We start from the raw sequence: 25,436 nt of genomic DNA, 5'->3' as shown, positions 1-25,436 counted from the left end.
GGAAGCGGCTTTGCCGGGCCGCTGGCAGTGCCCCCTCGAGGGGGCGGCCGTCAGGCCGTAGGGGGTCGTCTATCTCAACCAGCCTTTGCGGCGGAAATAGATGAAGGGCGCGGCCACCGACAGCAGCATCAGCCCGAGGGCGAGCGGATAGCCCCAGGGCGCTTGCAGCTCCGGCATGTTCCTGAAGTTCATGCCGTAGATGGACGCGATCAGCGTCGGCGGCAGCAGGGCCACACTGGCCACCGAGAAGATCTTGATGATCTTGTTCTGGTTGATGTTGATGAAACCAACCGTGGCGTCCATCAGGAAGTTGATCTTGTCGAAGAGGAAAGCAGTGTGTGAGTCGAGTGAGTCGATGTCACGAAGAATCTGCCGCGATTCCTCGAACTGCTCGGCGTTCAGCATGCGGCTGCGCATCATGAAGCTGACCGCGCGGCGCGTGTCCATCACATTGCGTCGGATGCGCCCGTTCAAGTCTTCCTCACGCGCGATGGCCGACAGCACTTCGCCGGCCTCGGCGTCGGTCACGTCGCTCTTCAGCACACGGGTGCTCACCGCCTCCAGCTTGTCGTAGATGCCTTCCAGCACGTCGGCCGAATACTCCGCGTCGGCGTCGTAGAGCTTGAGCAGCACGTCCTTCGCATCCTCGATCAAGGCCGGGATGCGCCGCGCCCGCAGGCGCAGCAGGCGGAACACCGGCAAGTCCTCGTTATGGACGGAGAACAGCACGTTGTTGAACAGGATGAAGGCCACGCGCACGTTGCGCGCCGATTTCCCATCCGGGCCGCCGTCGCCCTCGATGAGGAAGTCTGAGCGGATGTGCAGTTCACCGTTGTCTTCCTCGTAGAAGCGCGCCGATTCCTCGAGGTCATCGTCGACGATGTCTTCAGGGATGGTCAGCCCGAAACGGTCGCGTATCCAGCCCTTTTCCTCGGCGCTCGGGCTCTCCAGGTCGACCCAGATCGGGCGCGACAGAGCCAGGTCCTCGGCGGTTTCGATTTCTTCCTGGAACAGCCCGCCCTTCAGGCGGCCGTTATCCAGCGTGAACACATTCAGCATGCATCGTCTCCAGCGGCGCTGGCTATGGAACGGGACGACGCGGCGCGCCGTCCGGGGTGGCGGGATTCAGTTCAACCGTCTCACTCCGGGCGGGGCGCGCTGCTCAGCGCACATGGCCAACGCACATGGCGGGAGTGGACGGTCACCGAGGGTGACTGCTGTCCAAGAAGGGCTCCGTAGGGGAAGTAGCCGGGGATTATTGCACCGGCGCCAGGCGTGAAAGAAGCCTCAGGAACGCGCCCTGGATGGGCACAAAACCTCACCGTCATCCCCTTGTCACGCCGCCGCTTCGCGCGCAAACTGGCTTCGTCGATTCCCCACTCCCACCCACCTCGCTACCTTTTAAACAGCTCCTTACTCCGCAACTTTCCTCAGTTTTCTGGTTCCGTTTTTTCCGACCCATTCCTGTGAAAGGAAGCTCTATGAATCTGACGATCAGTGGCCATCATCTCGACGTCACCCCAGCCTTGCGCGAATACGTACTCACCAAGCTGGACCGCGTGACCCGCCACTTTGACCAGGTCGTTGACATCAACGTCCTGCTGACCGTAGAAAAGCAGAAGGAAAAGGACCGCCGGCAACGCGCCGAAGTCACGCTGCACGTGAAGGGCCGCGACATCTTCGTGGAACAGTCCCATGAAGACCTCTATGCCGCCATCGACCAATTGATGGACAAGCTGGATCGCCAGGTCTGCCGTCACAAGGACAAGGTGCAGGACCATCACCATGCCTCGGCCAAGCGCCTCGAGGTGCCCGCCCGCTAAATCCACGCAGGTGGTTTGTCCCCCAAGCGGCCTGCGGGCCGCTTTCGCTTTTTTGCCATGCGCAATCGACGCCTGCCCCCGGTGAATCGGTTGTTGTTGCAGTGCCGCAAAAACCCGCATTCAGGGGTGAGCAGGGGCCTTTTGCACGCCTCGGGGATCGACCCCTCACCTCAAAACAGCCCGCAGTTCCATAATCTGTGACTCTGATTGACCCAACCGCCGGATTCGGCCGCGCCCACCCGGCGCCCCCGACGCTCGGCCCCAGCCCATGAACCGTCTAGCCGCCATCCTGCCCGCCGACAACGTGTTGGTGAATGTGGATGCGTCCAGCAAGAAGCGCGCTTTCGAACACGCCGGCCTGCTGTTCGAAAACCACCACCAGATGGCCCGCGCACTGGTCACCGACAACCTGTTCGCTCGCGAGCGCCTGGGGTCAACCGGACTCGGCCATGGGGTCGCCATCCCGCATGGCCGCGTCAAGGGCCTGAAAAATCCGCTGGCCGCCGTGCTGCGCCTGCAGCAGCCCATCGCCTTCGACGCCCCGGACGACGAGCCCGTCGGCCTGCTGATCTTCCTGCTCGTGCCCGAGGCGGCCACGCAGCGTCATCTGGAAATCCTGTCCGAAATCGCCGAGATGCTGTCCGACCGCGAACTGCGCGAGCAACTCAAGACCGAACCCGAGGCCGCGACGCTGCACAAGCTCATCGCCTCGTGGGAGCCGCTGAAGTCGGTTGCCTGATGCCGCCAATCGGCGCTTCGCGTAAACCCTTAGTGATCCATTCCCTGAATTGAAACCAACCTCCATCAGCGCAGAGCGGCTGTTTGAAGAACACCGCGAAGCCCTCCGCTGGGAATGGATCGCCGGCCACGGCCACCCGGAGCGCCGCTTCGACGAAGCCGCCGTGCGCGACGCACAGAGCGCGGCCGACCTGGTCGGCTACCTCAACTACATCCATCCCTACCGCGTGCAGATCGTCGGCCGCCGGGAGGTGGCCTACCTGAACCAGGAAGGCACCGACGTCCAGGACCGCCGCATCTCGCGCATCGTCACGCTGGAGCCGCCGGTCATCATCGTCGCCGACGACACCTTGCCGCCGCCCCGCCTGGTGGCCATGTGCGACCGCGCAGAGATCCCGCTGTTCCGTACCAAGGAATCGGCCGGCCACGTCATCGACTTGGTGCGCGGTTATCTGTCGCAGCTGTTCGCCAACCGCACGACGCGCCACGGCGTGTTCATGGACATCCTCGGCCTGGGCGTGCTGCTGACCGGCGAGTCGGGCCTGGGCAAGAGCGAGCTCGGCCTGGAGCTGATTTCCCGCGGCCACGGCCTGGTGGCCGACGACGCGGTCGACTTCTTCCGCATTGCCCAGACCGCCATCGAGGGCCGCTGCCCAGAGCTGCTGCTGAACCTGCTGGAAGTGCGCGGCATCGGCCTGCTCGACATCAAGGCGATCTTTGGCGAGACCGCGGTGCGCCGCAAGATGCGCCTGAAGCTCATCGTCCACCTGGTACGCAAGGAGACGATGGAGCGCGACTTCGAGCGCCTGCCCTACGAGCCGCTGCACGAGGACGTGCTCGGCATGCCGGTGCGCAAGGTCGTCATCGCCGTGGACGCCGGCCGCAACCTCGCCGTGCTGGTGGAAGCCGCTGTGCGCAACACCATCCTGCAGCTGCGTGGCATCGACACCTACAAGGAATTCGTCGAGCGCCACCAGCGCGCCATCGACAGCGGCTCGATGGACTGATGACGCTCAACGGCTTCAGCGATATCGCCCGCCTGCTCGTCCTCAACACGGACAGCTACAAGACCAGCCACTGGCGGCAGTACCCGCCCGGCACAACGACCGTTTTCAGCTACATCGAAGCCCGCGGCGGCTCACTGCCGTACACCGTCTTCTTCGGCTTCCAGGCGCTGCTCAAGGAGTACTTCACCAAGCCTGTCACGGCCGACGACGTGGCCCTGGCGGTCGAGGTCTGCGCGGCCCACGGCGTGCCCTTCAACCGAGAGGGCTGGCTGCACATCGTCGGCGCGCACGGCGGCCGGCTGCCGCTGCGCATCCGCGCGGTGCCCGAGGGGACCGTCGTGCCGGTCAACCATGCCCTCGTCACGGTCGAGAACACCGACCCGGCGTGCTGGTGGTTGACGAGTTATGTCGAGACGGCGCTGCTACGCGTCTGGTACCCGACGACGGTGGCCAGCCATGGTCTGGCGACGCGCCGGATGATTGGCGATGCGCTGGCTCGCACCGGCTCTCCCGAGGGCCTGCCCTTCAAGTTGCACGATTTCGGCGCGCGCGGCGTGTCATCGCTGGAATCAGCCATGCTGGGCGGCATGGCCCACCTGGTGAACTTCAAAGGCACGGACACGATGACCGCCCTGCTGGGCGCCCGCCTCTACTACGGCGAGCCCATGGCCGGCTTCTCCATCCCGGCGGCCGAGCACAGCACCATCACCGCCTGGGGCCGCGATGGCGAGCTGGACGCCTATCGCAACATGCTCAAGCAGTTCGGCCAACCCGGCGCGCTGCTCGCCGTGGTGTCCGACTCCTATGACCTCGACGCCGCCGTGGCCGGCCTCTGGGGCGGGGCGCTTCGCGACGAGGTCATCGCCAGCGGCGCCACCGTCGTCATCCGCCCCGACAGCGGAGACCCGACCAGCGCCGTGCTGCGCACCGTGCGCGCGCTGGATGCCAGCTTCGGCAGCGACGTGAACGCGAAGGGCTACAAGGTGCTCAAGCATGTACGCGTCATCCAGGGCGACGGCATCACGCGCGAGTCCATCGGCAGCATCCTGGGTGCACTCGAATCCGCCGGCTACTCGGCCGACAACGTCGCCTTCGGCCAGGGCGGCGCGCTGCTGCAACAGGTCAACCGCGACACGCTGGGCTTTGCGATGAAGGCCTCGGCTGCGGAGGTGGGCGGCGCGTGGCGCGACGTGTTCAAGGCCCCGGTCACCGACCCGGCGAAGCGCAGCAAGGCCGGGCGCCTGACGCTGATGCGCCGCGTCAATGAAGACGTGTGCGCCTTTGCCACCGTCCGCCTGGACTCGCCCGGCTATCAGCAGGCCCTGGCCGACGGTGCGACCGAAGCGCTGCGCACCGTCTTTGAAAACGGCCGGCTGCTCGTGGACGACAGCTTCGCGGCGATCCGCGCACGCGTCACCGCCTAGCTTTTGTTCGGGCAGTTGGGCTTCGCGCAGGTCGCATAAAGCGCCAGCGAGTGCTCCTGCAGCTGGAAGCCCTTCTCGCTGGCGATGGCGTGCTGGCGTTCCTCGATGCCGGAGTCAAAGAACTCCTCGACCTTGCCGCAGTTCAGGCACACGAGGTGGTCATGGTGGTGCCCCTCGTTGAGCTCATAGACAGCCTTGCCGGTCTCGAAATGGTTGCGGCTCAAGAGGCCCGCCTGCTCGAACTGCTGCAGCACGCGGTAGACCGTCGCCAGGCCGATGTCGGCGCCTTCGCCGAGCAAAGCCTTGTAAACATCTTCGGCCGTCATGTGGCGCTGCTGTGTGCGCTGGAAGATCTCGAGGATCTTGATCCGCGGCAGCGTCGCCTTGAGGCCGCTGTTCTTGATGTCGCTGGTCTGGTCTTTGACGGAAGAGGGCATGGCGCGTGGGCCGGAGCCCGGAAGGGGGCCCCGCTAGAATCCGCCGATCATAGCCAGCCGAACATTCGGCAGGCGCTTTCCGCACTCTGCCCAGCCGCCCCATGCGTCCCCTGCTTGCCTCTCTCCCGCTGATTGCGCTGCTTGGCGGCTGCTCCTACATGCCCAAGTGGGACTCCCTGCCCTCCATCACCGGCGAAAAGGTGCTGGGTGTGCTGACGCCGTACCGCGTCGAGGTGGTGCAGGGCAATGTGCTGACCAAGGAGATGGTCGCCCGCGTCAAGCCCGGCATGCCCAAGGCCCAGGTACGCGACCTGCTCGGCTCGCCACTGCTGACCGATGTCTTCCACGAGTCGCGCTGGGACTATGCCTTCACGATCCGCCGCCAGGGCGCCCCCTACCAGCAGCGCCTGGTGGTCGCCGAGTTCGACGGTGACACGCTCAAGACGCTGACGGCGCCCGACGACCTGCCCACCGAGAACGAGTTCGTCGCCTCGGTGAACACCTTCAAGCCTGGCAGCAAGCAGCCCAAGCTGGAGCTGAGCGAGGCGGAGCGCAGCGCGCTGCCACCGCCCAAGCGCAGCGCCGACGCAGCGCCGACGGCCGCCGCAGAGGGCCCGGCGCCCGGCCGCACCTACCCGCCGCTGGATGCCAAGGTGGGAGCCGGTTCTTGATCAGGATTGCCATCGCAGGCTCCTCCGGGCGCATGGGTCAGATGCTCGTCGCAGCCGTGGAGGCCGCCGACGACTGCACCTTGCATGCCGCGCTGAGTCGCAGCGATGACCTTCCCGCGCGCCTGGCCGGCGCCGACGTGCTGATCGACTTCACCCGCCCCGAGGCGACGCTGTCCAATCTGGCCGTCTGCGCGGAGCTGGGCGTCAAGGCCGTCGTCGGCACGACCGGCTTCGACGCAGCCCAGAAGGCCGAGCTGGCCCGGCTGGCCGAGCGGACGGCCATCGTCTTCGCGCCGAACATGAGCGTCGGCGTCAACGTCGTGCTCAAGCTGCTCGACATGGCCGCGCGGGCGATGAACGAGGGCTTCGACATCGAGATCGTCGAGACCCATCACCGCAACAAGGTCGATGCGCCCAGCGGCACGGCGCTGCAGATGGGTCAGGTCGTGGCCGATGCGCTCGGCCGTGACCTGAAGGCATGCGCCGTCTACGGCCGCGAAGGTGTCACCGGCGTGCGCGACCCTTCAACCATCGGCTTCGCCACCGTTCGCGGGGGCGACGTCATCGGCGACCACACCGTGCTGTTCGCCGGCATTGGGGAGCGCATCGAGATCAGTCACAAGGCCAGCAACCGCAGCATCTACGCCCAGGGCAGCCTGCGCGCGGCGCGCTTCCTCGCGGGCAAGAACACGGGCCTGTTCGGCATGAACGACGTTCTCGGATTCAACGACTGACATGGGTGGCTTTGCGGACTTCTGGGGCCAGAGCGACCTCGTCGGCCGCGCGGTGGCGCTGCTGCTGCTGGCCATGTCGGTCAGCGCCTGGGCGCTGATCCTGTGGAAGACCTGGCTGCTGCGACGCGCCCGCCGCGGCCTCGTGCGCGCGGTGCCGGCGTTTTGGGCCGCCTCAGGCGTGCCTGAAGGCCGCAGCGCACTGCAAAGCTTCGACACCGAAGGCCTGCTGCTGCCGCTGCTGGACGCCGCCACCGCCGAGACGCGCACGGCCACGCTGGACGCATCCGCCAAGCGCGACTCCCGCCTGACCCGCCGCCTGCGCGACGCGCTGCACGCCGTGCTGGCCAAGCTGCAGTTCGGCCAGGTGCTGCTGGCCTCCATCGGCGCCACCGCGCCCTTCGTGGGCCTGTTCGGCACCGTCTGGGGCATCTATCACGCGCTGGGCAGCATCTCGGTGGCCGGCAACATCACCATCGAGAAGATCTCCGGCCCGGTCGGCGAAGCGCTGATCATGACGGCCGCCGGCCTCGCGGTGGCCATTCCCGCCGTGCTGGCGTACAACGTCTTCGGCAAGCTGGTGGCCGCTTGTGAAGCCGATCTGGAAGGCTTTGCGCACGACCTGCGCGAGTTGCTGGACCACGAATGAGCGCCGAGCGCCGGGCCGCTCCCAAGCCGGCGCGCATCCCCTCGGGGGACCGCCTGGCGTACTTGCCGGGCGAGGGGCAGACATGAGTTTCGGTCGGCTTGAACGCACCGACGCCGCTCGCCCCATGAGCGACATCAACATGACGCCGCTGATCGACGTGATGATGGTGCTGCTGGTCATCTTCATGATCACCGCGCCCTTGATGACCGCGTCTCTGCGCCTGGACCTGCCCAAGAGCGAGGCCGCGACGCCGAGCGACGCGCCGAACTTCATCGCCGTGGCCATCACGCCGGACGGCAAGCTGCATCTGGGCGAGGACGAGCTCGACGCAAAAGCCTTCCAGCAGCGCATCACCGAACTCGGCCGCGCCAACACGCAGCTGGAAGTGCAGCTGCGCGCCGACCGCGCCGTGCCCTATGGCCAAGTGGCGGAGCTGATCGGCTGGGTGCAGGCGGCGGGCCTGAACCGCATCGCCTTCGTTGCGCAGGCCGCAGCGTCCGCCCCCTGACGCTGCCCTGATAATTTGGCGCATGAACGCCAAGACCGAAGCGCCCAGCTACAACCCGAACGAGATCGAAGCCGCCGCCCGTGCCTACTGGACGGAGCGCGATGCCTACCGCGTCACCGAAGACGCGAGCAAGCCGCACTTCTATGCCTGCTCCATGCTGCCCTACCCGAGCGGCAAGCTGCACATGGGCCATGTGCGCAACTACACGATCAACGACATGCTGGCCCGCCAGCTGCGCATGAAGGGTTTCAACGTCCTCATGCCCATGGGCTGGGACGCCTTTGGCCTGCCGGCCGAGAACGCGGCGATGAAGGGCAAGGTGCCACCGGCGCAGTGGACGTACTCCAACATCGCCCACATGAAGGGCCAGATGCAGGCGATGGGCCTGGCCATCGACTGGAGCCGCGAGGTCGCGACCTGCCAGCCCAGCTACTACAAGTGGAACCAGTGGCTGTTCCTGAAGATGCTTGAAAAGGGCATCGCCGAGCGCCGCACGCAGGTCGTCAACTGGGACCCGGTGGACCAGACCGTGCTGGCCAACGAGCAGGTCATCGACGGCCGCGGCTGGCGCTCCGGCGCGCTGGTGGAGAAGCGCGAGATCCCGGGCTACTACCTGAAGATCACGCAGTACGCCGAGGAGCTGCTGTCGGCCGTGGCGGACCCGACCGATCCCAACTACCTGTCCGGTTGGCCAGAGCGCGTGCGCCTGATGCAGGAGAACTGGATCGGCAAGAGCCAGGGCGTGCGCTTCGCCTTCCCGCACACCATCGAGGGCGGCGGCGGGCGCCTGTGGGTGTTCACGACCCGCGCCGACACCATCATGGGCGTGACCTTCTGCGCCGTGGCGCCGGAGCATCCGCTGGCCACCATCGCTGCCAAGGACAAGCCCGAGGTCGCCCGCTTCATCGAGGAGTGCAAGGCCGGCGGCACGACCGAGGCCGAGCTGGCGACGCAGGACAAGAAGGGCGTGCCGACGGGCCTGTTCGTCACGCACCCGATCACGGGCGCGCAGGTCGAGGTCTGGGTCGGCAACTACGTGCTGATGAGCTACGGCGACGGCGCCGTCATGGGTGTGCCGGCGCATGACGAGCGCGATTTCGCGTTCGCGCTGAAGTACCAACTGCCGATCAAGCAGGTCATCGACGTCGACGGTCAGGCCTATGACGACAAGAAGTGGGCCGAGTGGTACGGCGACAAGCAGAAGGCGCGCTGCATCAACTCCGGCGTGCTGGACGGCCTCTCGCATGTCGACGCGGTCAACAAGGTCGCCGAGCTGCTGGCCGAGAAGGGCCTGGGCGAGAAGAAGACCACCTGGCGCCTGCGTGACTGGGGCGTCAGCCGCCAGCGCTACTGGGGCACGCCGATCCCGATCATTCACTGCGAGACGTGCGGCGTCGTGCCGGTCCCCGAGAAGGACCTGCCCGTCGTGCTGCCCGACGACCTGATCCCCGACGGCAGTGGCAACCCGCTGAACAAGCACACGGCCTTCCTGAACGTCGCCTGCCCGAGCTGCGGCAAGCCGGCCAAGCGCGAGACGGACACGATGGACACGTTCGTCGATTCGTCCTGGTACTTCATGCGCTATTGCGACCCGACCAACGACCAGGCGATGGTGGCGGACGGCACGAAGTACTGGATGCCGATGAACCAGTACATCGGCGGCATCGAGCACGCCATCCTGCACCTGCTGTACGCGCGCTTCTGGACCAAGGCGATGCGCGACCTCGGCCTGGTGACGATCAGCGAGCCGTTCGAGAAGCTGCTGACGCAGGGCATGGTCCTGAAGGGTGCGTTCTTCCACAAGCCCGAGGGCGGCGGCAAGGACTACTACTGGGACCACGAGATCGACGTCCTCCACGACGACAAGGGCGGCATCGCCGGTGCCAGGCTGAAGAAGGACGGCACGCCGCTCGAGTACGAGATGACGACGATGTCCAAGTCGAAGAACAACGGCGTGGACCCGCAGGCACTGATCGACCAGTACGGCGCCGACACGGCCCGCCTGTTCGTGATGTTCGCGTCGCCCCCGGAGCAGACGCTGGAGTGGAACGATGCGGCCGTCGAAGGCGCGCACCGCTTCCTGAAGCGCGTGTGGAACTTCGGCGCGCGCAACGCTGACGCGATCAAGTCGGGCGGCCAGGACTACGCCGCGCTGAATGGCGACGGCAAGGCACTGCGGCGCGAGGTGCACCACGTGCTGAAGCAGGTCAGCTACGACTACGAGCGCATGCAGTACAACACCGTCGTCTCCGGCGCGATGAAGCTGCTGAATGCGCTGGAGGGCTTCAAGGCTGAGGGCCAGTCGGCCGCCATTCGCGACGGCTTCTCGGTACTGCTGCGAGTGCTCTACCCCGCCACGCCGCACATCAGCCACCAGCTCTGGCAGGACCTCGGCTTTGCCGCCGAACTGGGCGACCTGCTCGACGCGCCTTGGCCCACCGTCGACGAAGCTGCGCTGGTGCAGGACGAGATCGAATTGATGTTGCAGGTCAACGGCAAGCTGCGTGGTGCGGTGAAGGTGCCTGCCTCGGCGGACAAGGCTGCGATCGAGGCGGCCGCGCTCGCCACCGAGGAGTTCGCCAAGTTTGCAGAAGGCAAGGCGCCGAAGAAGGTCGTCATCGTGCCTGGCCGCCTCGTCAACATCGTCGTGTGATGCTGCGGAGAACACTGCTCCTGGGCCTCACCGCCCTTGCCGGCTGCGGCTTCGCGCTGCGCCGCGAAGCCGAGCTGCCGTTCAAGACGCTGGCGCTGACCGGCTTCGAGCCCAACTCGCCGCTGGCCGCCGGCCTGCGGCGCCAGATCAAGCGCACGCCGGTGCAGCTGCTGGACGACCCGGCCCGCGCCGAGGTCGTGCTGGAGGTGCTGCACGAGTCGCGCGACCGCACCGTCGTCGCGTCGACCAGCGTCGGCCAGGTGCGTGAATTCCAGCTGCGCCTGCAGTTCGACTACATGATCCGAACGGCGGCCGGCGAGCTGCTGGTGCCCAAGGTCGAGCTGCGCCTGGCTCGCGACATGAACTACACCGAGACCGCGGCCCTGGCCAAGGAGCAGGAGGCCGCCAACCTCTATGGCGCCATGCATTCCGACGCCATTGCGCAAGTCTTGCGCCGCCTCGCGGCCGTGAAACTCCCCACCTGATGCAGTTACGCGCCGAGTCGCTTGCCGCCCATCTGGCCAAGGGCCTGGCCCGCATCTACACCGTCCACGGCGACGAGCCGCTGCTCGCCCAGGAAGCGGCCGACCAGATCCGCGCTGCGGCGCGCGCCAACGGCTTTGGCGAGCGGCAAGTCTTCATCGTCTCCGGCGCCTATTTCGACTGGGCGCCCGTGCTGGCCGCTGCCCAGGCCATGAGCCTGTTCGCGGAGCGCCAGTTCATCGAGATCCGCATCCCGAACGGCAAACCGGGCAAGGACGGCTCCGAGGCCTTGCAGCGTTATGCCCAGGCCGCGCCCGACGACGTGCTGACTCTGGTGACGCTGCCGCGCCTGGACAAGACCCAGCTGGCCAGCGCCTGGTTCACGGCGCTGGACGGCAACGGCGCGTCCATCCGCGTCGAGCCCGTCGAGCGCCGGCTGCTGCCCGCCTGGCTGGCCCAGCGCCTCAAGGCCCAGGGGCAGTCCGTACCCGAGGGCGAGGACGGCCAGCGCGCATTGGCCTTCTTCGCCGACCGCGTGGAGGGCAATCTGCTCGCCGCCCACCAGGAGCTGCAGAAGCTCGCCCTGCTGCATCCCAGGGGCGAGCTGACGCTGGCCCACATCGAGGCCGCCGTGCTGGACGTGGCGCGCTTCGACGTCTTCAAGCTCAGCGAAGCGGTGCTCTCGGGCGCCGTGCCGCGCCTCCTGCGCATGCTCGACGGCCTGGAGGCCGAGGGCGAGGCCGCCGTGCTGGTGCACTGGACGCTGTCCGAGGACGCCCGCGCGCTGGCCCGTGTGCGCGCCGCGCTGGACGCCGGCAAGCCGTTGCCCTTGGCGCTGCGCGAGGCGCGCGTCTGGGGCGCCAAGGAGCGCTTGGTGGAACGCATCGCGCCCCGGCTCGACAGCATCCAGGCCGGCGCGCTGGTCCAGGCCGCCCAGGTCTGTGACGGCCTCGTCAAGGGCTTGCGTCACCCCGACTGGCCCAGCAACCCCTGGGCCGCACTGCGCCGCTTCGCCTTGATGCTGGCCGAGGCCGCCAGCGGCAAAACCGGGTCAGTTCTCACGGTTCGCTGAGCACGATTGGGCTATCGTCGGGGCGGAACCCAGTCCGCCATGTCCAACCTACGCCAACTCATTGCCGCCGCCCTTGTGCTGAGCCCGCTAGCCGCGCTGGCGGTGCCCGTCACCGTGCAACTCCGCGGACCGGGCGGCCAGCCGCTGGCCAATGCGGTCGTGGCTGTCGAGGTCAAGGGGCGGCCCGCCAGGACGACCACGGCCAAGGCCGACGTCGGCCAGCGTGACCGCCAGTTCACGCCGCAGCTGCTGGTCGTGCAGACCGGCACCGCCGTGAACTTCCCGAACTTCGATACCGTGCGGCATCACGTCTATTCGATCTCGCCGATCAAGGTCATCGACATCAAGCTCTACTCCGGCACGCCGACCGAGCCGGTGGTGTTCGACAAACCCGGCGTGGCGGCACTGGGCTGCAACATCCATGACCGCATGACCGCCCACGTCATCGTCGTCGACACGCCAACCTTCGCGCGCACCGACGACAAGGGCCAGGCCACGTTCGATCTGCCGGCCGGCGAGCATGCCGTCAAGGCCTGGCACGCCGGCCAGAAGTCGGCCACGCTGCAGAGCCTCAGGATCAACGTGCCGGCCGGCGGCGGCCCCAGCGTGCTGACGCTCGGCGAGTAAGGCCGGCAAACGCGATGCACCTGCCGGCCTGGCTGAATCCGCGTCGCCTCGAAGGGCGCATCGTCGGCCTGTTCCTGGCGCTGCTGCTCGTCGTGCAGCTCATCAGCTTCGTTGCCATCAACGCCAGCATCACGCGCAACGCCGAAGACTCCTTGGCCACCGAGTTGCAGACCGGCGAACGCGTGCTGCGCCGCCTGCTCGACCAGCGCGCCGGCAAGCTGCACGACGCGGCCGAGCTGCTGGCCAAGGATTACGGCTTTCGCACCACCATCGGCCTGTCGCTGGCCGAGGAAGGCACGGTCGACACCATCAAGGACGCCCTCGTCAACCAGGGCGAGCGCATCGGCGCTTCGGTGGTGGCTTATTTCGATGTGCAGCTCCAGCTCGTCACCGCCACGCGCGACGGCGCGGCGTCCTTCGGCACGGCGCTGCAGCAGTCCGTGAAGAGCAAGGACGGAACCGCGCTGGCCGTGCTGGGCAACCGCGTCTACCAGGTCGTGGCCGTGCAGGTGCGCACGCCGGCGCCGGTGGGCTGGGTGCTGATGGGCTTTGAGCTGGACCATGAGGTGCTGGACGATCTCAAGGCGCTGTCGGAGCTGGAGAGCGTGGTGCTGCTGCAGCCGGCCGGCCAGCCCTGGCTCAGCATCGTCGCCAACCTCGGCGCCGGCCCCACCGCCGCGCTGCGAGCCGGGCTGGGCGACCGGCCGCCGGCCGACGGCGTGCTGGAGCTGGATGGCGAGCGCCTGCGCGCGCGCTTCGTGCCGTTGCTCGACGGCGAGCAGCACCTGGGCGTGCTGCTGCTGCGCTCGCTGGACGCGGCGCTGGCGCCCTACCAGCAGCTGCAGCTGGTGCTGCTGGGCCTGACGCTGCTGGGCGTGGCCGTCTTCGCCCTCGTCAGCGTGCTGCTGGCGCGCGGCATCAGCGGGCCGATCAAGGCACTGTCCGCCGCCGCGCGGCGGCTGGAGCGCGGCGACTACGACACGCCCGTGCCGTCCACGTCTCGGCTGGACGAAGTGCACAAGCTTGCCCTCGCGCTGGAGAGCATGCGCGAGGGCATCCGCCGCCGCGACGCCCTCGTCAACAACCTCGCCTATGTGGACCAGCTGACGCTGCTGCCCAACCGCGCGCGGTTTGCCGAATTCCTGCAGCACCACCTCACCCACAGCGACACACCAGGCGCCGTGCTGATGCTGGACCTGGACCGCTTCAAGCACGTCAACGACGTGCTGGGCCACGACGTGGGCGACCGCCTGCTGCAGAGCGTGGCCGAGCGGCTGCAGGCGCTGTGCGCGCCGGCACACTCGGTGCTGGCGCGGCTTTCCGGCGACGAGTTCGCCGTGCTGCTGGCCCATACCGACGCGCATGCGGCCAGCGAGGCGGCCCTGGCCATCCTGAAGGACTTCGAGCACCCGCTGCACATCGACAACGAGACCATCGACCTCGGCGCCGGCATCGGCATCGCCCTCTTCCCCGAGCATGGCCACGACGTCAACCAGCTGCTGGGCCGCGCGGAGCTGGCCATGTACGCCGCCAAGACACGCCAGTGCGGCAGCCTGATCTATCACGCCCAGCTGGACGCCGGCAGCCAGGAGTCGCTGTCGCTGCTGACCGAGTTGCGCCATGCCGTCGAGAACGAGGAGCTGCGCTTGTTCCTGCAGCCCAAGATCGACCTGCAGAATGGGCGCGTCATCGGCGCCGAGGCGCTGGTGCGCTGGCAGCACCCGACGCGCGGCCTGGTGCCGCCGATGCAGTTCATCCCGTTCGCCGAGCAGACGGGCTTCATCCGCCTGCTGAGCGCCTGGGTGCTGTCCAACGCAGCACGCTTCTCGCGGCAGGCGCTGGACGCGGGGCTGAACCTGAGGCTGTCGGTGAATCTATCCACCCGCGACTTGATGGACCAGGACCTGCCAGCCAAGATCGAAGCCCTCATCACGCCGCTGCAGGTCCCGCCTGAATCGCTGTGCCTGGAGATCACGGAGAGCGCCATCATGGACGACCCCGAACGGGCGCTGTCGACGCTGGAGCATCTGCATGCGCTGGGCTTCAAGCTGTCCATCGACGACTTCGGCACCGGCTATTCGTCGCTGGCCTACTTGAAGCGCCTGCCGGTGGACGAGCTGAAGATCGACAAGAGCTTCGTCATGGCGATGGAGCGCGACCTGGACGACGCGCGCATCGTGCGCTCAACCATCGAGCTGGCGCACAACCTGGGCCTCACCGTCGTGGCCGAGGGCCTGGAGACGGCCAAGGCCTGGGGCATGCTGAGCCGCCTGGGCTGCGACGAAGGCCAGGGCTATTTCATCTGCAAGCCCATGCCGCAGGAGCAGTTCATCGCCTGGGCCGCCAACTGGCAGCCGCCCGAGGATGTGACCCTCACTGCCGAGAGCGTGATGGCCAAGCTGGGCTGAGACCGGGCTAGTTGTCGCGGTCTTCCAGCGCTTCGCACAGCGCCGTCAGGCCCGCAGTCACTGTCTGTGCCCGCACCGCGTGGCGGTCGCCGCTGAAATTCTCGCGCCAGACCTGGGCCGGGCGCCCCGCATGCACCAGCGCCAGCCACACCGTGCCGACCGGCTTGGCCTCGCTGCCGCCCGTGGGCCCGGCCACGCCAGTGACCGAGAGCGCCCAGTCGATGGGCGCATGGGCAAGCAGGCCGCGCGCCATGTGCTCGGCCACCTCGGCGCTGACGGCACCGTGCAGCGCGATCAGGCCCTTGGGCACGCCCAGCAGCTCGGCCTTGGCCTCGTTGCTGTAGCTGACGACGCCGCGCTCGAACCAGGCGCTTGAGCCGGCGAGATCCGTGCACGCCGCGGCGATGAGGCCACCCGTGCAGCTCTCGGCCGTGCCGATGCGCTCGCGCCGCTGCATCAGCGCCACGGCGATGCGGTCGATCAGTTCGGTGTCATCGGCGGGCATGGTGTCATCCGATCAGCGCGCGGTAGAGCGCGATGACGGCAAGCGTACAACCGGCTGCCACGAAGTCGTCGATGAGGATGCCCAGGCCCTGACGCCAGCCGATGGGGGCGCCGCGTGCGGACTTGAACAGCTGGTCGGCCCAGCGCACCGGCCCGGGCTTGGCGGCATCGAAGAAGCGGAACAGGCCGAAGGCGATGAGCTGGCCGAGCAGGGAGGCGGGGCCGGTCAGCCACAGGACGAGCCAAAAGGCCATCACCTCGTCCCAGACGATGGAACCCGGGTCGGGCACGTTCATGTGCTGGGCGCAGCGCGTGCAGGCCCACCAGCCGATGACGGTGCCGCCGCCGATCAGCGTCGCCCAGCCGAGGTCGGTCAGCCACGGCGAGATGAGCAGGAACACGCCCCAGGCCCACAGCGTGCCGAAGGTGCCGGGCGCTTTCGGGCTCAGGCCGCTGCCGAAGCCCAGCGCGATCCAGCGCGCGGGGTGGCGCAGCATGAAGCCCAGGGTCGGGCGGATGGGTGCGCCGGTCACGACGCGAAGTGGTCAAAGGACCGCAGGCCGTGCGCCACGGGGGCGCCGCTGGCATCGACGACGCGCAGGCCCGGCTCGGCCTCGATGACGCCGATGCGTGTCAGCACCACCCCGACATCGGGCAGGCGCGCGCTGGCCGGCGCCGTGAACACCAGCTCGTAGTCGTCGCCACCCGCCAGCAGACATTCATGCTGCAGCGCCTCCAGCTGGGCGGCCAGCACTGCGCTGCGCGGCAGGGCGTCCACGTCCAGCCGTGCGCCTACACCCGACGCCGCCAGGATGTGGCCCAGGTCACCGAGCAGTCCGTCGGACACATCGATGGCCGCCGTCGCGACCCCGCGCAGCGCCTGACCCAGCGCCAACCGTGGCGTGGGGCACTCCATCGCCGCGCGCACCGCCTCGAAGCCGTCGCCACCCAGCGCCACCGTGCCGCGAAACACCTCCAGCGCCAGCCGCGCATCGCCCAGCCGGCCCGACACCCAGATTTCGTCGCCCACCCGCGCGCCGCTTCGCAGCAGGGCCTGGCCGGGCGGCGCCTCGCCGAAGACGGTGATGCAGAGGTTCAGCGGCCCCTGCGTCGTGTCGCCGCCGATCAGCGGGCAGCCGCTCGCGTCGGCCAGCGCCCACAGGCCGCGCGCAAACCCGGCCAGCCAGGCTTCGTCAACGCGCGGCAGCGCCAGGGCCAATGTGAAGCCTCGCGGGGTCGCCCCGCAGGCGGCCAGGTCGCTCAGGTTGACGGCCAACGCCTTGTGGCCGAGGCGCGCCGGATCGACCGTCGACAGGAAGTGCCGGCCCTCCACCAGCATGTCGCTGGACACCAGCCAGCGCGCGCCCGGCGTGGGCACGAGCACGGCGCAGTCATCACCCACGCTCACTTCGACACCTTCAGCCGCAGGGCGCTGGAAGTAGCGCCGGATCAGATCGAACTCGCCCATGCGGCCATTGTCTCTGCGGAGATCCACATCGCCCCGGGCGCGGCTGCGGTGGCATGATTCCCACCCCGCCGCCGGCCCTAGCTCGTCCTCCGCCATGCCAAGCCCAGAAGAAAAACGCGCCCAACTCCGCCAGGCGGCCCTCGAATATCACGAGTTCCCGACGCCGGGCAAGATCGCCATCGCGGCCACCAAGCAGCTCGTCAACCAGCACGACCTGGCCCTGGCCTATTCGCCCGGCGTGGCCGCGGCCTGCGAGGAGATCGTCGCCGACCCGGCCAACGCCTTCCGCTACACCTCGCGCGGCAACCTCGTCGCCGTCGTCTCCAACGGCACGGCCGTGCTGGGCCTGGGCAACATTGGCCCGCTGGCGTCCAAGCCGGTCATGGAGGGCAAGGCCGTCCTGTTCAAGAAGTTCGCGGGCATCGACGTCTTCGACCTCGAGGTGGCCGAGAACGACCTCGACAAGCTGGTCGACTGCATCGCCGCGCTGGAACCCACCTTCGGCGGCATCAACCTCGAAGACATCAAGGCGCCGGACTGCTTCTACGTCGAGCGCAAGCTGCGCGAGCGCATGAAGATCCCGGTTTTCCACGATGACCAGCACGGCACCGCCATCGTCGTGGGCGCGGCCTTCCTGAACGGCCTCAAGGTCGTCGGCAAGGACATCACCAAGGTCAAGCTGGTCACTTCAGGCGCTGGCGCCGCCGCACTCGCCTGCCTGGGCCTGCTCGTCAAGCTGGGCCTGCCGCGCGAGAACATCTGGGTGACCGACCTGGCCGGCGTCGTCTACGAAGGCCGCACCGAGCTGATGGACCCGGACAAGGCCGTCTTCGCCCAGCCGACATCGCAGCGCAGCCTGCGCGAGGCCATCGTCGACGCGGACATCTTCCTGGGCCTGTCGGCCGGCGGCGTGCTGAAGGCCGACATGGTGGCCACCATGGCCGCGCAGCCGCTGATCTTTGCGCTGGCCAACCCGACGCCCGAGATCCTGCCGGAGGAAGTGCTGTCCGTGCGCAGCGACGCCATCATGGCCACCGGCCGGACCGACTACCCCAACCAGGTCAACAACGTCCTGTGTTTCCCCTACATCTTCCGCGGCGCGCTCGACTCAGGCGCAACGACGATCAACGTCGAGATGGAGATCGCCGCCGTCCACGCGATTGCCGACCTGGCCCAGGCCGAGCAGAGCGAAGTGGTGGCCGCCGCCTATGTGGGCGCGACACTGAGCTTCGGGCCGGAGTACCTCATCCCCAAGCCCTTCGACCCGCGGCTGATGATGCGCATCGCGCCAGCGGTGGCCAAGGCCGCCGAAGACTCCGGCGTCGCTGCCCGGCCGATCAAGGACTGGGACGCCTACCGCGAGAAGCTGCAGAGCTTCGTCTACGCCTCCGGCAACACGATGAAGCCCATCTTCACCGCAGCCAAGCGTGCACCCAACAAGCGTGTCGCCTACGCCGAGGGTGAGGAAGAGCGCGTGCTGCGCGCGGCCCAGGTCGTCGTCGACGAAGGCCTGGCGCGCCCGACGCTGGTGGGCCGGCCCGAGGTCATCGCCGAGCGCGCCGAGCGCTTCGGCCTGCGCCTGCAGCACGGCCGCGACTACGACGTCGTCAACGTTGAGCACGACGACCGCTACCGCGACTACTGGCAGACCTATCTGCGCATGACCGAGCGCAAGGGCGTCACCCAGCAGCTCGCCAAGATCGAGATGCGCCGCCGCCTGACCCTCATCAGCGCCATGCTGCTGCACAAGGGCGAGGTCGACGGCATGCTCTGCGGCACCTGGGGCACCACGGCCACCCACCTGGCCTACATCGACCAGGTCATCGGCAGGCGCGCCGGCGTGAAGACCTATGCCTGCATGAATGGCCTGATCCTGCCGGGCCGCCAGGTCATGCTGGTCGACACCCACGTCAACTACGACCCGACAGCCGAGCAGCTCGCCGAAATCACCATCCTGGCCGCCCAGGAGATGTGCCGCTTCGGCCTGACGCCAAAGGCCGCGCTGCTGTCGCACAGCAACTTCGGCACCAGCGACAAGCCTTCGGCCATCAAGATGCGCGACACGCTGGCGCTGGTGCAGCAGCTGGCGCCCTGGCTGGAGGTCGACGGCGAAATGCACGGCGATACCGCGCTGGACCCGACCTACCGCAAGCAGCTGATGCCGCACAGCCCACTGAGCGGCGAAGCCAACCTGCTGGTGCTGCCCAACATCGACGCGGCCAACATCTCCTACAACCTGCTGAAGACGGCGGCTGGCGGCGGCATCGCCATCGGCCCGGTGCTGCTCGGTGCTGCCAAGCCGGTACACATCCTGACGCCCTCGGCGACGGTGCGGCGCATCGTCAACATGACGGCCCTGACCGTGGCCGACGCCAACGCGGCACGCACCTGAACGCTGGCCGTAGACCCCGGGGAGGCGGGCGGAGCGACCCGGACGCCCCCAATTGACATAAGTTTTCACGCCCGATTTCGTGTCATCGGTCGGTCACGATCCAAGCAAAAACAACCGCTTAGCGCTATGTGAGCGCCGGCTTACACGCGGCTGATCCAGACGCTGCCGCTGGGGTCCGGCTTGAGCTTTTGGGGTCGTTTCGGTACCATATCGGTTTTCAGAACAGGGTAAACCCGTGTTTTTGCTCTCGTGGCTGGTGCGCTCTGGCGCCTCGGCGGTCACCACCGCCCTGCTGCTGTCCGGCTTGTCCGGCGGCGTGCAAGCCAAGGAAGCCTTCCCCACCACAACGCCCGCTCTGGCCGAAATTGCGCTGAGCGAGCTGCCCGTCCAGGCCCAGGAAACACACCGGCTCGTCCTCACCGGCGGCCCGTTTCCACATGGCAAGGACGGCGTGGTGTTCGGCAACCGCGAACGCCTGCTGCCTCGCAAGGCACGCGGCTTCTATCGCGAATACACGGTCAAGACACCTGGCGCGCGCAATCGGGGCGCTCGTCGCATCGTCTGCGGCGGCTCACCGCCAACCGCGCCTGAAGTTTGTTATTACACCGGCGATCACTATGCCAGCTTCCAGCGCATCCGCGCCTCGGCTGGCCGGTGAAGGTCGGGGTTCAGTAGTTTTGTGACTTGAAAGGAGGAACGCGACCATGCTTTTGCAGACCGTCCGTCCCAATATCGTGCAGGCCATACGGGCCTACCGAGTCGAGGACTTGATGCAGGCCGCCCAAGAAGCGGGCCAGCATTTCCTGTACGCCAACCTGTCGGAGGCGCAGTCCAAGCAGGACGTGCTCGATGGCATCGCGCAGGCCTTCCTGTTCCCGACACATTTCGGCAAGAACCTGGACGCCCTGCATGACTGCATGACCGACCTCGTCCACAAGGCCGGCAGCCAGCCGGGCTTTGTCGTGGTGCTGGAGCAGTTGCCTGACAACGTGCGCTTTGACCGCGAGGCGCGGGAGCAGTTGCTCGATGTCTTCCGGGACACGGCCGATTACTGGGCCGACAGGAAGATAGCGTTCAGGTGCTTCTATTCTTTTCAGTAGCCCGCTCCCAAGATAACGGGTCATGGGAGCGGGCTACTGAAGTGGCCCCGGTTATTGAGAAGCCTGCGCCGAAAAGCGCCAAGGCAGCGATTGGCAACCCCAACTTCGGCATGAACATGCCGATGATGTGCAGCGCCTTCGACACGTCGATGTGGCTCAGCGCGGCTTGAAGCGCTGAACCCTCGATGCAGAACGGGACCCTCGGGTCCCGTTTTTCATTTTTGCGGCGGCACTTCCAGCGCCAGCGCGATGAACTCGGCGACCGGCACCTCCTCGGCGCGCCGTTGCAGGTCGAACTGACCTGCATAGCCGCGCTCGGACAACCAGCGGCCCAGGCTGTGGCGCAGCAGCTTGCGGCGCTGCGAGAAGGCGCTGGTGACGACGGCACCCAGCAGCTTGGGGTCGACCGCCGGCGGGGTCTTGAGCGGCACCATGCGGACGATGGCCGAGTCCACGCGCGGCGGCGGGTCGAACGACTCGGGCGGCACGTCCAGCACCGACTCGATGTCGTAGCGCCATTGCAGCATCACGCTGAGGCGGCCGTAGTCCTTGCGGCCGGGCGCGGCGGCCATGCGGTCGACGACTTCCTTCTGCAGCATGAAATGCTGGTCGACCACGTCATCCACCGCGTCCAGCAGGTGGAAGAGGATGGGCGTGGAGATGTTGTAGGGCAGGTTGCCGACGACGCGCAGCTTGGCGCCCTTGGTGGCGGCCAGCGCCTTGAAATCGACCTTGAGCACATCGCTCTCGATGACTTCGACATCGTCGCGCTTGCGCAGGCGGGCAGCGAGATCGCGGTCCAGTTCGATGACGGTCAGCGGCTTGTACCGCGCCAGGATGGGCAGCGTCATCGCGCCCAGGCCGGGGCCGATCTCAACGAGCGTCTCGCCAGCCTGCGGGTCGATCAGGTCGACGATGGCCTCAATCAGCGCCTTGTCGGTCAGGAAATGCTGCCCGAAGCGCTTGCGCGGAATATGCGATTTCATGAATTACCCAGTGACTGCCGTGGAACCGGCTTTGCCGGGCCACTGGCAGTGCCCCCTTGAGGGGGCCGGCGAAGCCGGTAGGGGGTGGGTCAATCCAGCCATTCGCGCACTTCGACGAAGGCCTTGGCGCGCAGTTCCTTGACCCAGTCCTGGTAGACCTCGTCGTACTTCTGCTCGCGCAGCGCGCCGCGGGCCTGGTCGCGCAGCGTCTTCATCTCGACATCAACCATGCGGCGCTCCAGCACCTGGATCAGGTGGACGCCGAAGCGCGACATGACGGGCCCGGAGATGCCGTTCAACGCCAGCGCGTTCATGGCCTCCTCGAACTCGGGCACGAAGCCGCCGGCGCCCATCCAGCCCAGGTCGCCCCCGGCTTCGGCGCTGCCGTCCTCGGAGTTGGCCTTGGCGAGGTCCTCGAACTTGGCCTGCCCCGCTTCGATCTGGCGCTTCATCTCGGCCAGGCGGCGGGCAGCGACCTCGGCCGTCAACTGGGCCGAGGGGCGCAGCAAAATGTGGCGGGCATGGGTCTGCTGGGTCTGGGTCAGCGAGCCGGAGCCCTGGCGCTCGACGACCTTGAGAACGTGGAAGCCCGCGCCACTGCGCAGCAGCGCCGGCGCGACCTGGCCGCTCTTCAGGTCCTTGATGGCCGACACGAAGAGGTCGGGCAGCCGGTCGGCCGGGCGCATGCCGATCTCGCCGCCCTTGGCCTTGTTGCTGTCTTCCGAGATCTCCTGGGCGACCTTGGCGAAGTCCTCACCGGCCTTGACGCGGGCCAGCGCGGCTTCGGCGCGGGCACGCCGCTCGGCGATGACGCTTTCCGGCGCGCCTTCGGGCACGGTCACCAGCACCTGGGCCACGTTCACCTGGCCGCCTTGCTCCAGGATGGCTCGCTTCTTGTCGAGATAGGCGTCAATCTCCGCGTCGCTGACCTTGATGCGGCCCTGCACTTCGCGCTCGCGCACGCGCTCGGTCATCATCTGGTCGCGCAGGTTCTCGCGAAAGTTCTTGTAGTCGGTGCCGTCGGCCTTCAGGCGTTCGCGCAGCTGGACCATCGTCAACTTGTTCTGCGCGGCGACGTTGGCCACCACGCGGTCCAGCTCGGCCTCGTCAATCTTCTGGCCGCTGTCGCGGGCGTAGGTGATGAGCACGCGGTCCTCGATGAGGGCCTCCAGCGCCTGCTTGCGCAGGCCGGCCGTCTCGGGCATGACCTCGCCCTTCTGGCGGGCCTCCTGGCGCAGGCGTTCGGTGCGGGCGACGACCTCGCTGGCGGCAACGACGTCCTGGTTGACGACGGCGGCGATGTAGTCCCCCGGCTGCAGCGTGGGCGGCGTCTGGGCGGCCACATGAAGGGCGGCCAGGGCCAGCGTCACGGCAAGGATGGAGGGAGCGAAGCGATGGATCATGGTAGGAAGTCTGAACTCGGCGAGCGGTCGGAACTCAACCGGCGGTAACCGGGCACATTGTCCTTCAAGACCTTCAGGGCATTGGAGCCGAGCTGGCTGAGGCCGACGAGCTCCAACTGGAGCATGACGCGGGTGTTGGTTTCGGCGCGGCCGGTGGACAGGCGCTCCAGGCCAAAGCGCAGCACCCAGCAGCCGGCGTCGTACTCGAAGCCGGCGACCGAATCGGTCAGGCGCTTGTCGCGCAGCGAATACTGCACACGGCCGGCGCTGTACCAGGCGCCGCCGCAGCCCTGGCTGTCGGCGCCGCGCTGCGTGACGGGCGTGCCGTAGATGGGCCATTGCCAGGCCAGCTCGACCTGCTCGCTCTGCCCGCGCGCCAGCCGGTAGGCGACGCTGACGGTCTTGTACGGCCCCGGCGAATAGCGCGCCCGAATGACCGAACGCACCGAGCGGTTGGTCTCGGAATTGAACTGCAGCGTGCTGTCGGCCCACCACTTCTCGTCGAGGTGGGCGGCGGCCGCCAGCAGCAGGTCGGAGAAGCGCTGGGTGACGGGCTGGTTGTCGGGCGTGACGAGCTGGTCGCGGAACAGGAAGCGCTGCACGGCGCCGACACGCAGGATCTCCTCGCCCTGAGAGGCGCTGACCCAGCGGCTGGTGGCGCCGACGCTGACGGCATGCAGGTCCGACACCCGGTCCACCCCCGAGAACTGGTTGTCGGTGTAGATGGAGTCGAAGTTGAAGTCCTTGGCCTCCGCGTCGAACTTGGGCAGCGTGGACTGGTCGCGGAACGGCGTGTTCACGTAGAGCAGGCGCGGCTCCAGGCTCTGGCGCATCTGGCGGCCGAAGAGCTTGGTGTCGCGCTCGAAGACCCAGCCGTGGTCGACGCTCAGTGTCGGGATGACGCGGCTCATGCGGCGGCGGCCGTCGGCCAGCGGCTGATCCAGGTCGTAGGCGGCGGCATTGAAGGACACGCGCGGGATGAACCACCAGGCCTCGCCACCCAACGGTGCGGCCACATGGCCCAGGGCGTGCACGCGCTGGCCACCAGGCAACTGGGCCGGCCCGGCCGAACTCGGCAGGTCGAAGCGGTTGTATTCCAGCTCCAGGCCGCCTTCCAGCCGTGCCTTGCGACCCCAGGGGCGGAAGCTGTCCAGCACGGCCTCGTCGGCCGCCGTCGTCACGCGCATGCCGACCTGCGGGCTGCGTTGGTAGGGCGACTGGAACTGCGACGGTACGTCGATGCCCTGCAGCGTTTGCCAGCGTTGCAGGCGGGCATAGGTGTCGATGACGCCCCAGGACAGCTCGCGGTGGCGGCTGATGTTCAGGTCGCTGGCCAGCAGGCGCGGCGTCTGACTCTCGACGCGGCGCGACATGTCCTTCCAGTAGTCGTCATCGGAAACGCGCTCGCTTTTCAGGCGGTAGTGCCAGTCGCCGAGCTGGCCGTCGTTGTTGAACTTGAAGCTCCAGCGCGAATGGCCGAAGACGCGGTCGCTCGGCAGCAGGTCGACATTGATGCGGCCGGCGTGGCCGGGCTCAAGGTAGCGGAACTCGCCGTCCACGCCCGCGCCGCGCTTGGTCATGATGAAGGGCGCCACCGTGGCATCGCGCTGCGGCGCGATGTTCCAGTAATAGGGCACGCCCAGCTCGAGGCCGCTGCGGTTGTCCAGAAAGATGCTGGGCGGCAGCCATCCCGACTTGCGCGCCGAACTGAGCGGGAAGCTCAGGTTGGGCGCCGCCAGGATGGGCACGCCCAGGAAGCGCAGCACCGCGCCCTCGGCCTCACCCTCGTTGGCGGCGAGATCCAGGCGTAGCTGCTTCGCCGTGATCTGCCAGGCCGGCTCCTGCTTCTCCACGACCGGGCAGCTGCTGTAGCTGGCCTCGGTGGCGCTCAGGTGCTGGCTGTCCTGGAACTTGACGACCTTGGCCTTGCCGGCGCCGCCGGTGGCCTTCAAGAAGAAGCTGGGTGTCAGGAACTCGCCCTCGAAGCGGCTGACATAGAGCTGCAGCAGCGGGCCGGCGAAGACATTGCCGTTGTGGTTGATGCGGACGTTGCCCTCGGCGCGGGCCAGATCGTCGACGACGCGGTAGTTCAGCGTGTCAGTGTTCAGCAGCAGCTCGCCGTAGCGCAGCTCCACGGCGCCCGAGGCCTCGGCCGTCTGCTCGGCCTGGGCGGTGAGTTTGTCGGCGCTGATGACCAGAGCCGGCTTGGCAGCCACCTTGGCGGGCGCGCTCAGCACGCGGCTGCCGCGCAGTGGCAGGGACTCCTCGGCCGGCCGGGCAGACGCCTGCCCCCAGGCGCACAAGGCCAGGGCGATCAGGGTGGGCAGCGGGGCGAGGTGGGGGGTGCGGGAC

24 protein-coding genes are annotated in these 25,436 nt (G+C 67.7%); 16 read left to right on the top strand and 8 right to left on the bottom strand.

Features of this window, described 5'->3' with window-relative positions:
- Positions 1–69: 69 nt before the first annotated feature.
- On the bottom strand, positions 70–1,059 hold the full coding sequence (gene corA / locus AC0IZJ_RS26095; protein WP_471854795.1) for a magnesium/cobalt transporter CorA: 990 nt from the start codon (positions 1,057–1,059) through the stop codon (positions 70–72).
- Positions 1,060–1,481: 422 nt separating this feature from the next.
- Here corA and hpf point away from each other — a divergent pair, with 422 nt between their 5' ends.
- The 4 genes from hpf to AC0IZJ_RS26075 all read left to right on the top strand — a co-directional run bounded on the left by hpf (position 1,482) and on the right by AC0IZJ_RS26075 (position 4,992).
- On the top strand, positions 1,482–1,823 hold the full coding sequence (gene hpf / locus AC0IZJ_RS26090; RefSeq protein ID WP_457418610.1) for a ribosome hibernation-promoting factor, HPF/YfiA family: 342 nt from the start codon (positions 1,482–1,484) through the stop codon (positions 1,821–1,823).
- Positions 1,824–2,091: 268 nt separating this feature from the next.
- Positions 2,092–2,562 (top strand): PTS IIA-like nitrogen regulatory protein PtsN, encoded by a 471-nt coding sequence (ptsN, locus tag AC0IZJ_RS26085; protein WP_457418608.1) that lies wholly within the window; start codon positions 2,092–2,094, stop codon positions 2,560–2,562.
- Positions 2,563–2,611: 49 nt separating this feature from the next.
- Complete coding sequence (gene hprK, locus AC0IZJ_RS26080; protein ID WP_471854791.1) at positions 2,612–3,568, top strand: HPr(Ser) kinase/phosphatase; 957 nt, start codon at positions 2,612–2,614, stop codon at positions 3,566–3,568.
- On the top strand, positions 3,568–4,992 hold the full coding sequence (locus AC0IZJ_RS26075; protein ID WP_471854789.1) for a nicotinate phosphoribosyltransferase: 1,425 nt from the start codon (positions 3,568–3,570) through the stop codon (positions 4,990–4,992). The genes hprK and AC0IZJ_RS26075 overlap by 1 nt, the downstream gene beginning before the upstream one ends.
- Here the strand turns inward: AC0IZJ_RS26075 and fur are convergent.
- Positions 4,989–5,429 (bottom strand): ferric iron uptake transcriptional regulator, encoded by a 441-nt coding sequence (gene fur / locus AC0IZJ_RS26070; protein WP_471854787.1) that lies wholly within the window; start codon positions 5,427–5,429, stop codon positions 4,989–4,991. The two genes, AC0IZJ_RS26075 and fur, sit on opposite strands and share 4 nt — an antisense overlap.
- Positions 5,430–5,530: 101 nt before the next feature.
- Here fur and AC0IZJ_RS26065 point away from each other — a divergent pair, with 101 nt between their 5' ends.
- The 9 genes from AC0IZJ_RS26065 to AC0IZJ_RS26025 all read left to right on the top strand — a co-directional run bounded on the left by AC0IZJ_RS26065 (position 5,531) and on the right by AC0IZJ_RS26025 (position 15,231).
- Positions 5,531–6,100: an outer membrane protein assembly factor BamE gene (locus AC0IZJ_RS26065; RefSeq protein WP_471854785.1), complete on the top strand. Its 570-nt coding sequence runs from the start codon at positions 5,531–5,533 to the stop codon at positions 6,098–6,100.
- Positions 6,097–6,834: a 4-hydroxy-tetrahydrodipicolinate reductase gene (dapB, locus tag AC0IZJ_RS26060; protein WP_471854783.1), complete on the top strand. Its 738-nt coding sequence runs from the start codon at positions 6,097–6,099 to the stop codon at positions 6,832–6,834. The genes AC0IZJ_RS26065 and dapB overlap by 4 nt, the downstream gene beginning before the upstream one ends.
- Before the next feature lies 1 nt (position 6,835).
- Complete coding sequence (locus AC0IZJ_RS26055; RefSeq protein ID WP_471854781.1) at positions 6,836–7,480, top strand: MotA/TolQ/ExbB proton channel family protein; 645 nt, start codon at positions 6,836–6,838, stop codon at positions 7,478–7,480.
- 82 nt (positions 7,481–7,562) lie between these two features.
- Positions 7,563–7,988 (top strand): ExbD/TolR family protein, encoded by a 426-nt coding sequence (locus AC0IZJ_RS26050; RefSeq protein ID WP_471854779.1) that lies wholly within the window; start codon positions 7,563–7,565, stop codon positions 7,986–7,988.
- A 22-nt stretch (positions 7,989–8,010) separates the two neighbouring features.
- On the top strand, positions 8,011–10,641 hold the full coding sequence (leuS, locus tag AC0IZJ_RS26045) for a leucine--tRNA ligase (RefSeq protein WP_471854776.1): 2,631 nt from the start codon (positions 8,011–8,013) through the stop codon (positions 10,639–10,641).
- The gene (locus AC0IZJ_RS26040; protein ID WP_471854774.1) at positions 10,641–11,126 is read left to right on the top strand and encodes an LPS-assembly lipoprotein LptE; all 486 of its coding nucleotides are present in this window, start codon (positions 10,641–10,643) and stop codon (positions 11,124–11,126) included. The genes leuS and AC0IZJ_RS26040 overlap by 1 nt, the downstream gene beginning before the upstream one ends.
- Complete coding sequence (gene holA, locus AC0IZJ_RS26035) at positions 11,126–12,196, top strand: DNA polymerase III subunit delta (RefSeq protein ID WP_471854772.1); 1,071 nt, start codon at positions 11,126–11,128, stop codon at positions 12,194–12,196. Before AC0IZJ_RS26040 ends, holA begins: the two co-directional genes overlap by 1 nt.
- Positions 12,197–12,235: 39 nt before the next feature.
- Positions 12,236–12,823: a methylamine utilization protein gene (locus AC0IZJ_RS26030; RefSeq protein WP_471854770.1), complete on the top strand. Its 588-nt coding sequence runs from the start codon at positions 12,236–12,238 to the stop codon at positions 12,821–12,823.
- 14 nt (positions 12,824–12,837) lie between these two features.
- A complete protein-coding gene (locus tag AC0IZJ_RS26025; RefSeq protein WP_471854769.1) occupies positions 12,838–15,231 on the top strand; it encodes a putative bifunctional diguanylate cyclase/phosphodiesterase in 2,394 nt (797 codons plus the stop codon).
- A gap of 7 nt (positions 15,232–15,238) precedes the next feature.
- Here the strand turns inward: AC0IZJ_RS26025 and AC0IZJ_RS26020 are convergent, their stop codons facing one another.
- From AC0IZJ_RS26020 to thiL, 3 genes are read right to left on the bottom strand one after another with little or no spacing between them, the layout of a single operon-like run.
- The gene (locus tag AC0IZJ_RS26020; protein WP_471854767.1) at positions 15,239–15,736 is read right to left on the bottom strand and encodes a CinA family protein; all 498 of its coding nucleotides are present in this window, start codon (positions 15,734–15,736) and stop codon (positions 15,239–15,241) included.
- A 4-nt stretch (positions 15,737–15,740) separates the two neighbouring features.
- A complete protein-coding gene (locus tag AC0IZJ_RS26015) occupies positions 15,741–16,232 on the bottom strand; it encodes a phosphatidylglycerophosphatase A family protein (RefSeq protein ID WP_471854872.1) in 492 nt (163 codons plus the stop codon).
- 32 nt (positions 16,233–16,264) lie between these two features.
- A complete protein-coding gene (gene thiL, locus AC0IZJ_RS26010) occupies positions 16,265–17,203 on the bottom strand; it encodes a thiamine-phosphate kinase (RefSeq protein WP_471854766.1) in 939 nt (312 codons plus the stop codon).
- Positions 17,204–17,297: 94 nt separating this feature from the next.
- Between thiL and AC0IZJ_RS26005 the strand changes: the two genes are divergently transcribed.
- The 3 genes from AC0IZJ_RS26005 (at position 17,298) to AC0IZJ_RS25995 (ending at position 20,695) form a co-directional block, all read left to right on the top strand.
- Complete coding sequence (locus AC0IZJ_RS26005) at positions 17,298–19,595, top strand: NADP-dependent malic enzyme (RefSeq protein ID WP_471854764.1); 2,298 nt, start codon at positions 17,298–17,300, stop codon at positions 19,593–19,595.
- A gap of 235 nt (positions 19,596–19,830) precedes the next feature.
- The gene (locus AC0IZJ_RS26000) at positions 19,831–20,253 is read left to right on the top strand and encodes a guanyl-specific ribonuclease (RefSeq protein WP_471854762.1); all 423 of its coding nucleotides are present in this window, start codon (positions 19,831–19,833) and stop codon (positions 20,251–20,253) included.
- Positions 20,254–20,299: 46 nt separating this feature from the next.
- Positions 20,300–20,695: a barstar family protein gene (locus AC0IZJ_RS25995; RefSeq protein WP_394477781.1), complete on the top strand. Its 396-nt coding sequence runs from the start codon at positions 20,300–20,302 to the stop codon at positions 20,693–20,695.
- A 215-nt stretch (positions 20,696–20,910) separates the two neighbouring features.
- Here AC0IZJ_RS25995 and rsmA read toward each other — a convergent pair whose 3' ends face one another.
- The 3 genes from rsmA to AC0IZJ_RS25980 all read right to left on the bottom strand — a co-directional run.
- Complete coding sequence (rsmA, locus tag AC0IZJ_RS25990) at positions 20,911–21,681, bottom strand: 16S rRNA (adenine(1518)-N(6)/adenine(1519)-N(6))-dimethyltransferase RsmA (RefSeq protein ID WP_471854760.1); 771 nt, start codon at positions 21,679–21,681, stop codon at positions 20,911–20,913.
- Between the two features lie 89 nt (positions 21,682–21,770).
- Positions 21,771–23,084, bottom strand: a complete 1,314-nt coding sequence (locus AC0IZJ_RS25985; RefSeq protein WP_471854758.1) for a peptidylprolyl isomerase — start codon at positions 23,082–23,084, stop codon at positions 21,771–21,773.
- Positions 23,081–25,436: LPS-assembly protein LptD (locus AC0IZJ_RS25980; protein WP_471854756.1), on the bottom strand; the 2,356-nt coding region annotated here is incomplete at its 5' end. The genes AC0IZJ_RS25980 and AC0IZJ_RS25985, both read right to left, overlap by 4 nt.

The organism is Roseateles sp. AC306, from assembly GCF_979253795.1.
Note: the sequence above shows the minus strand (reverse complement) of the source record. Positions and strands in the feature narration are given on the sequence as shown.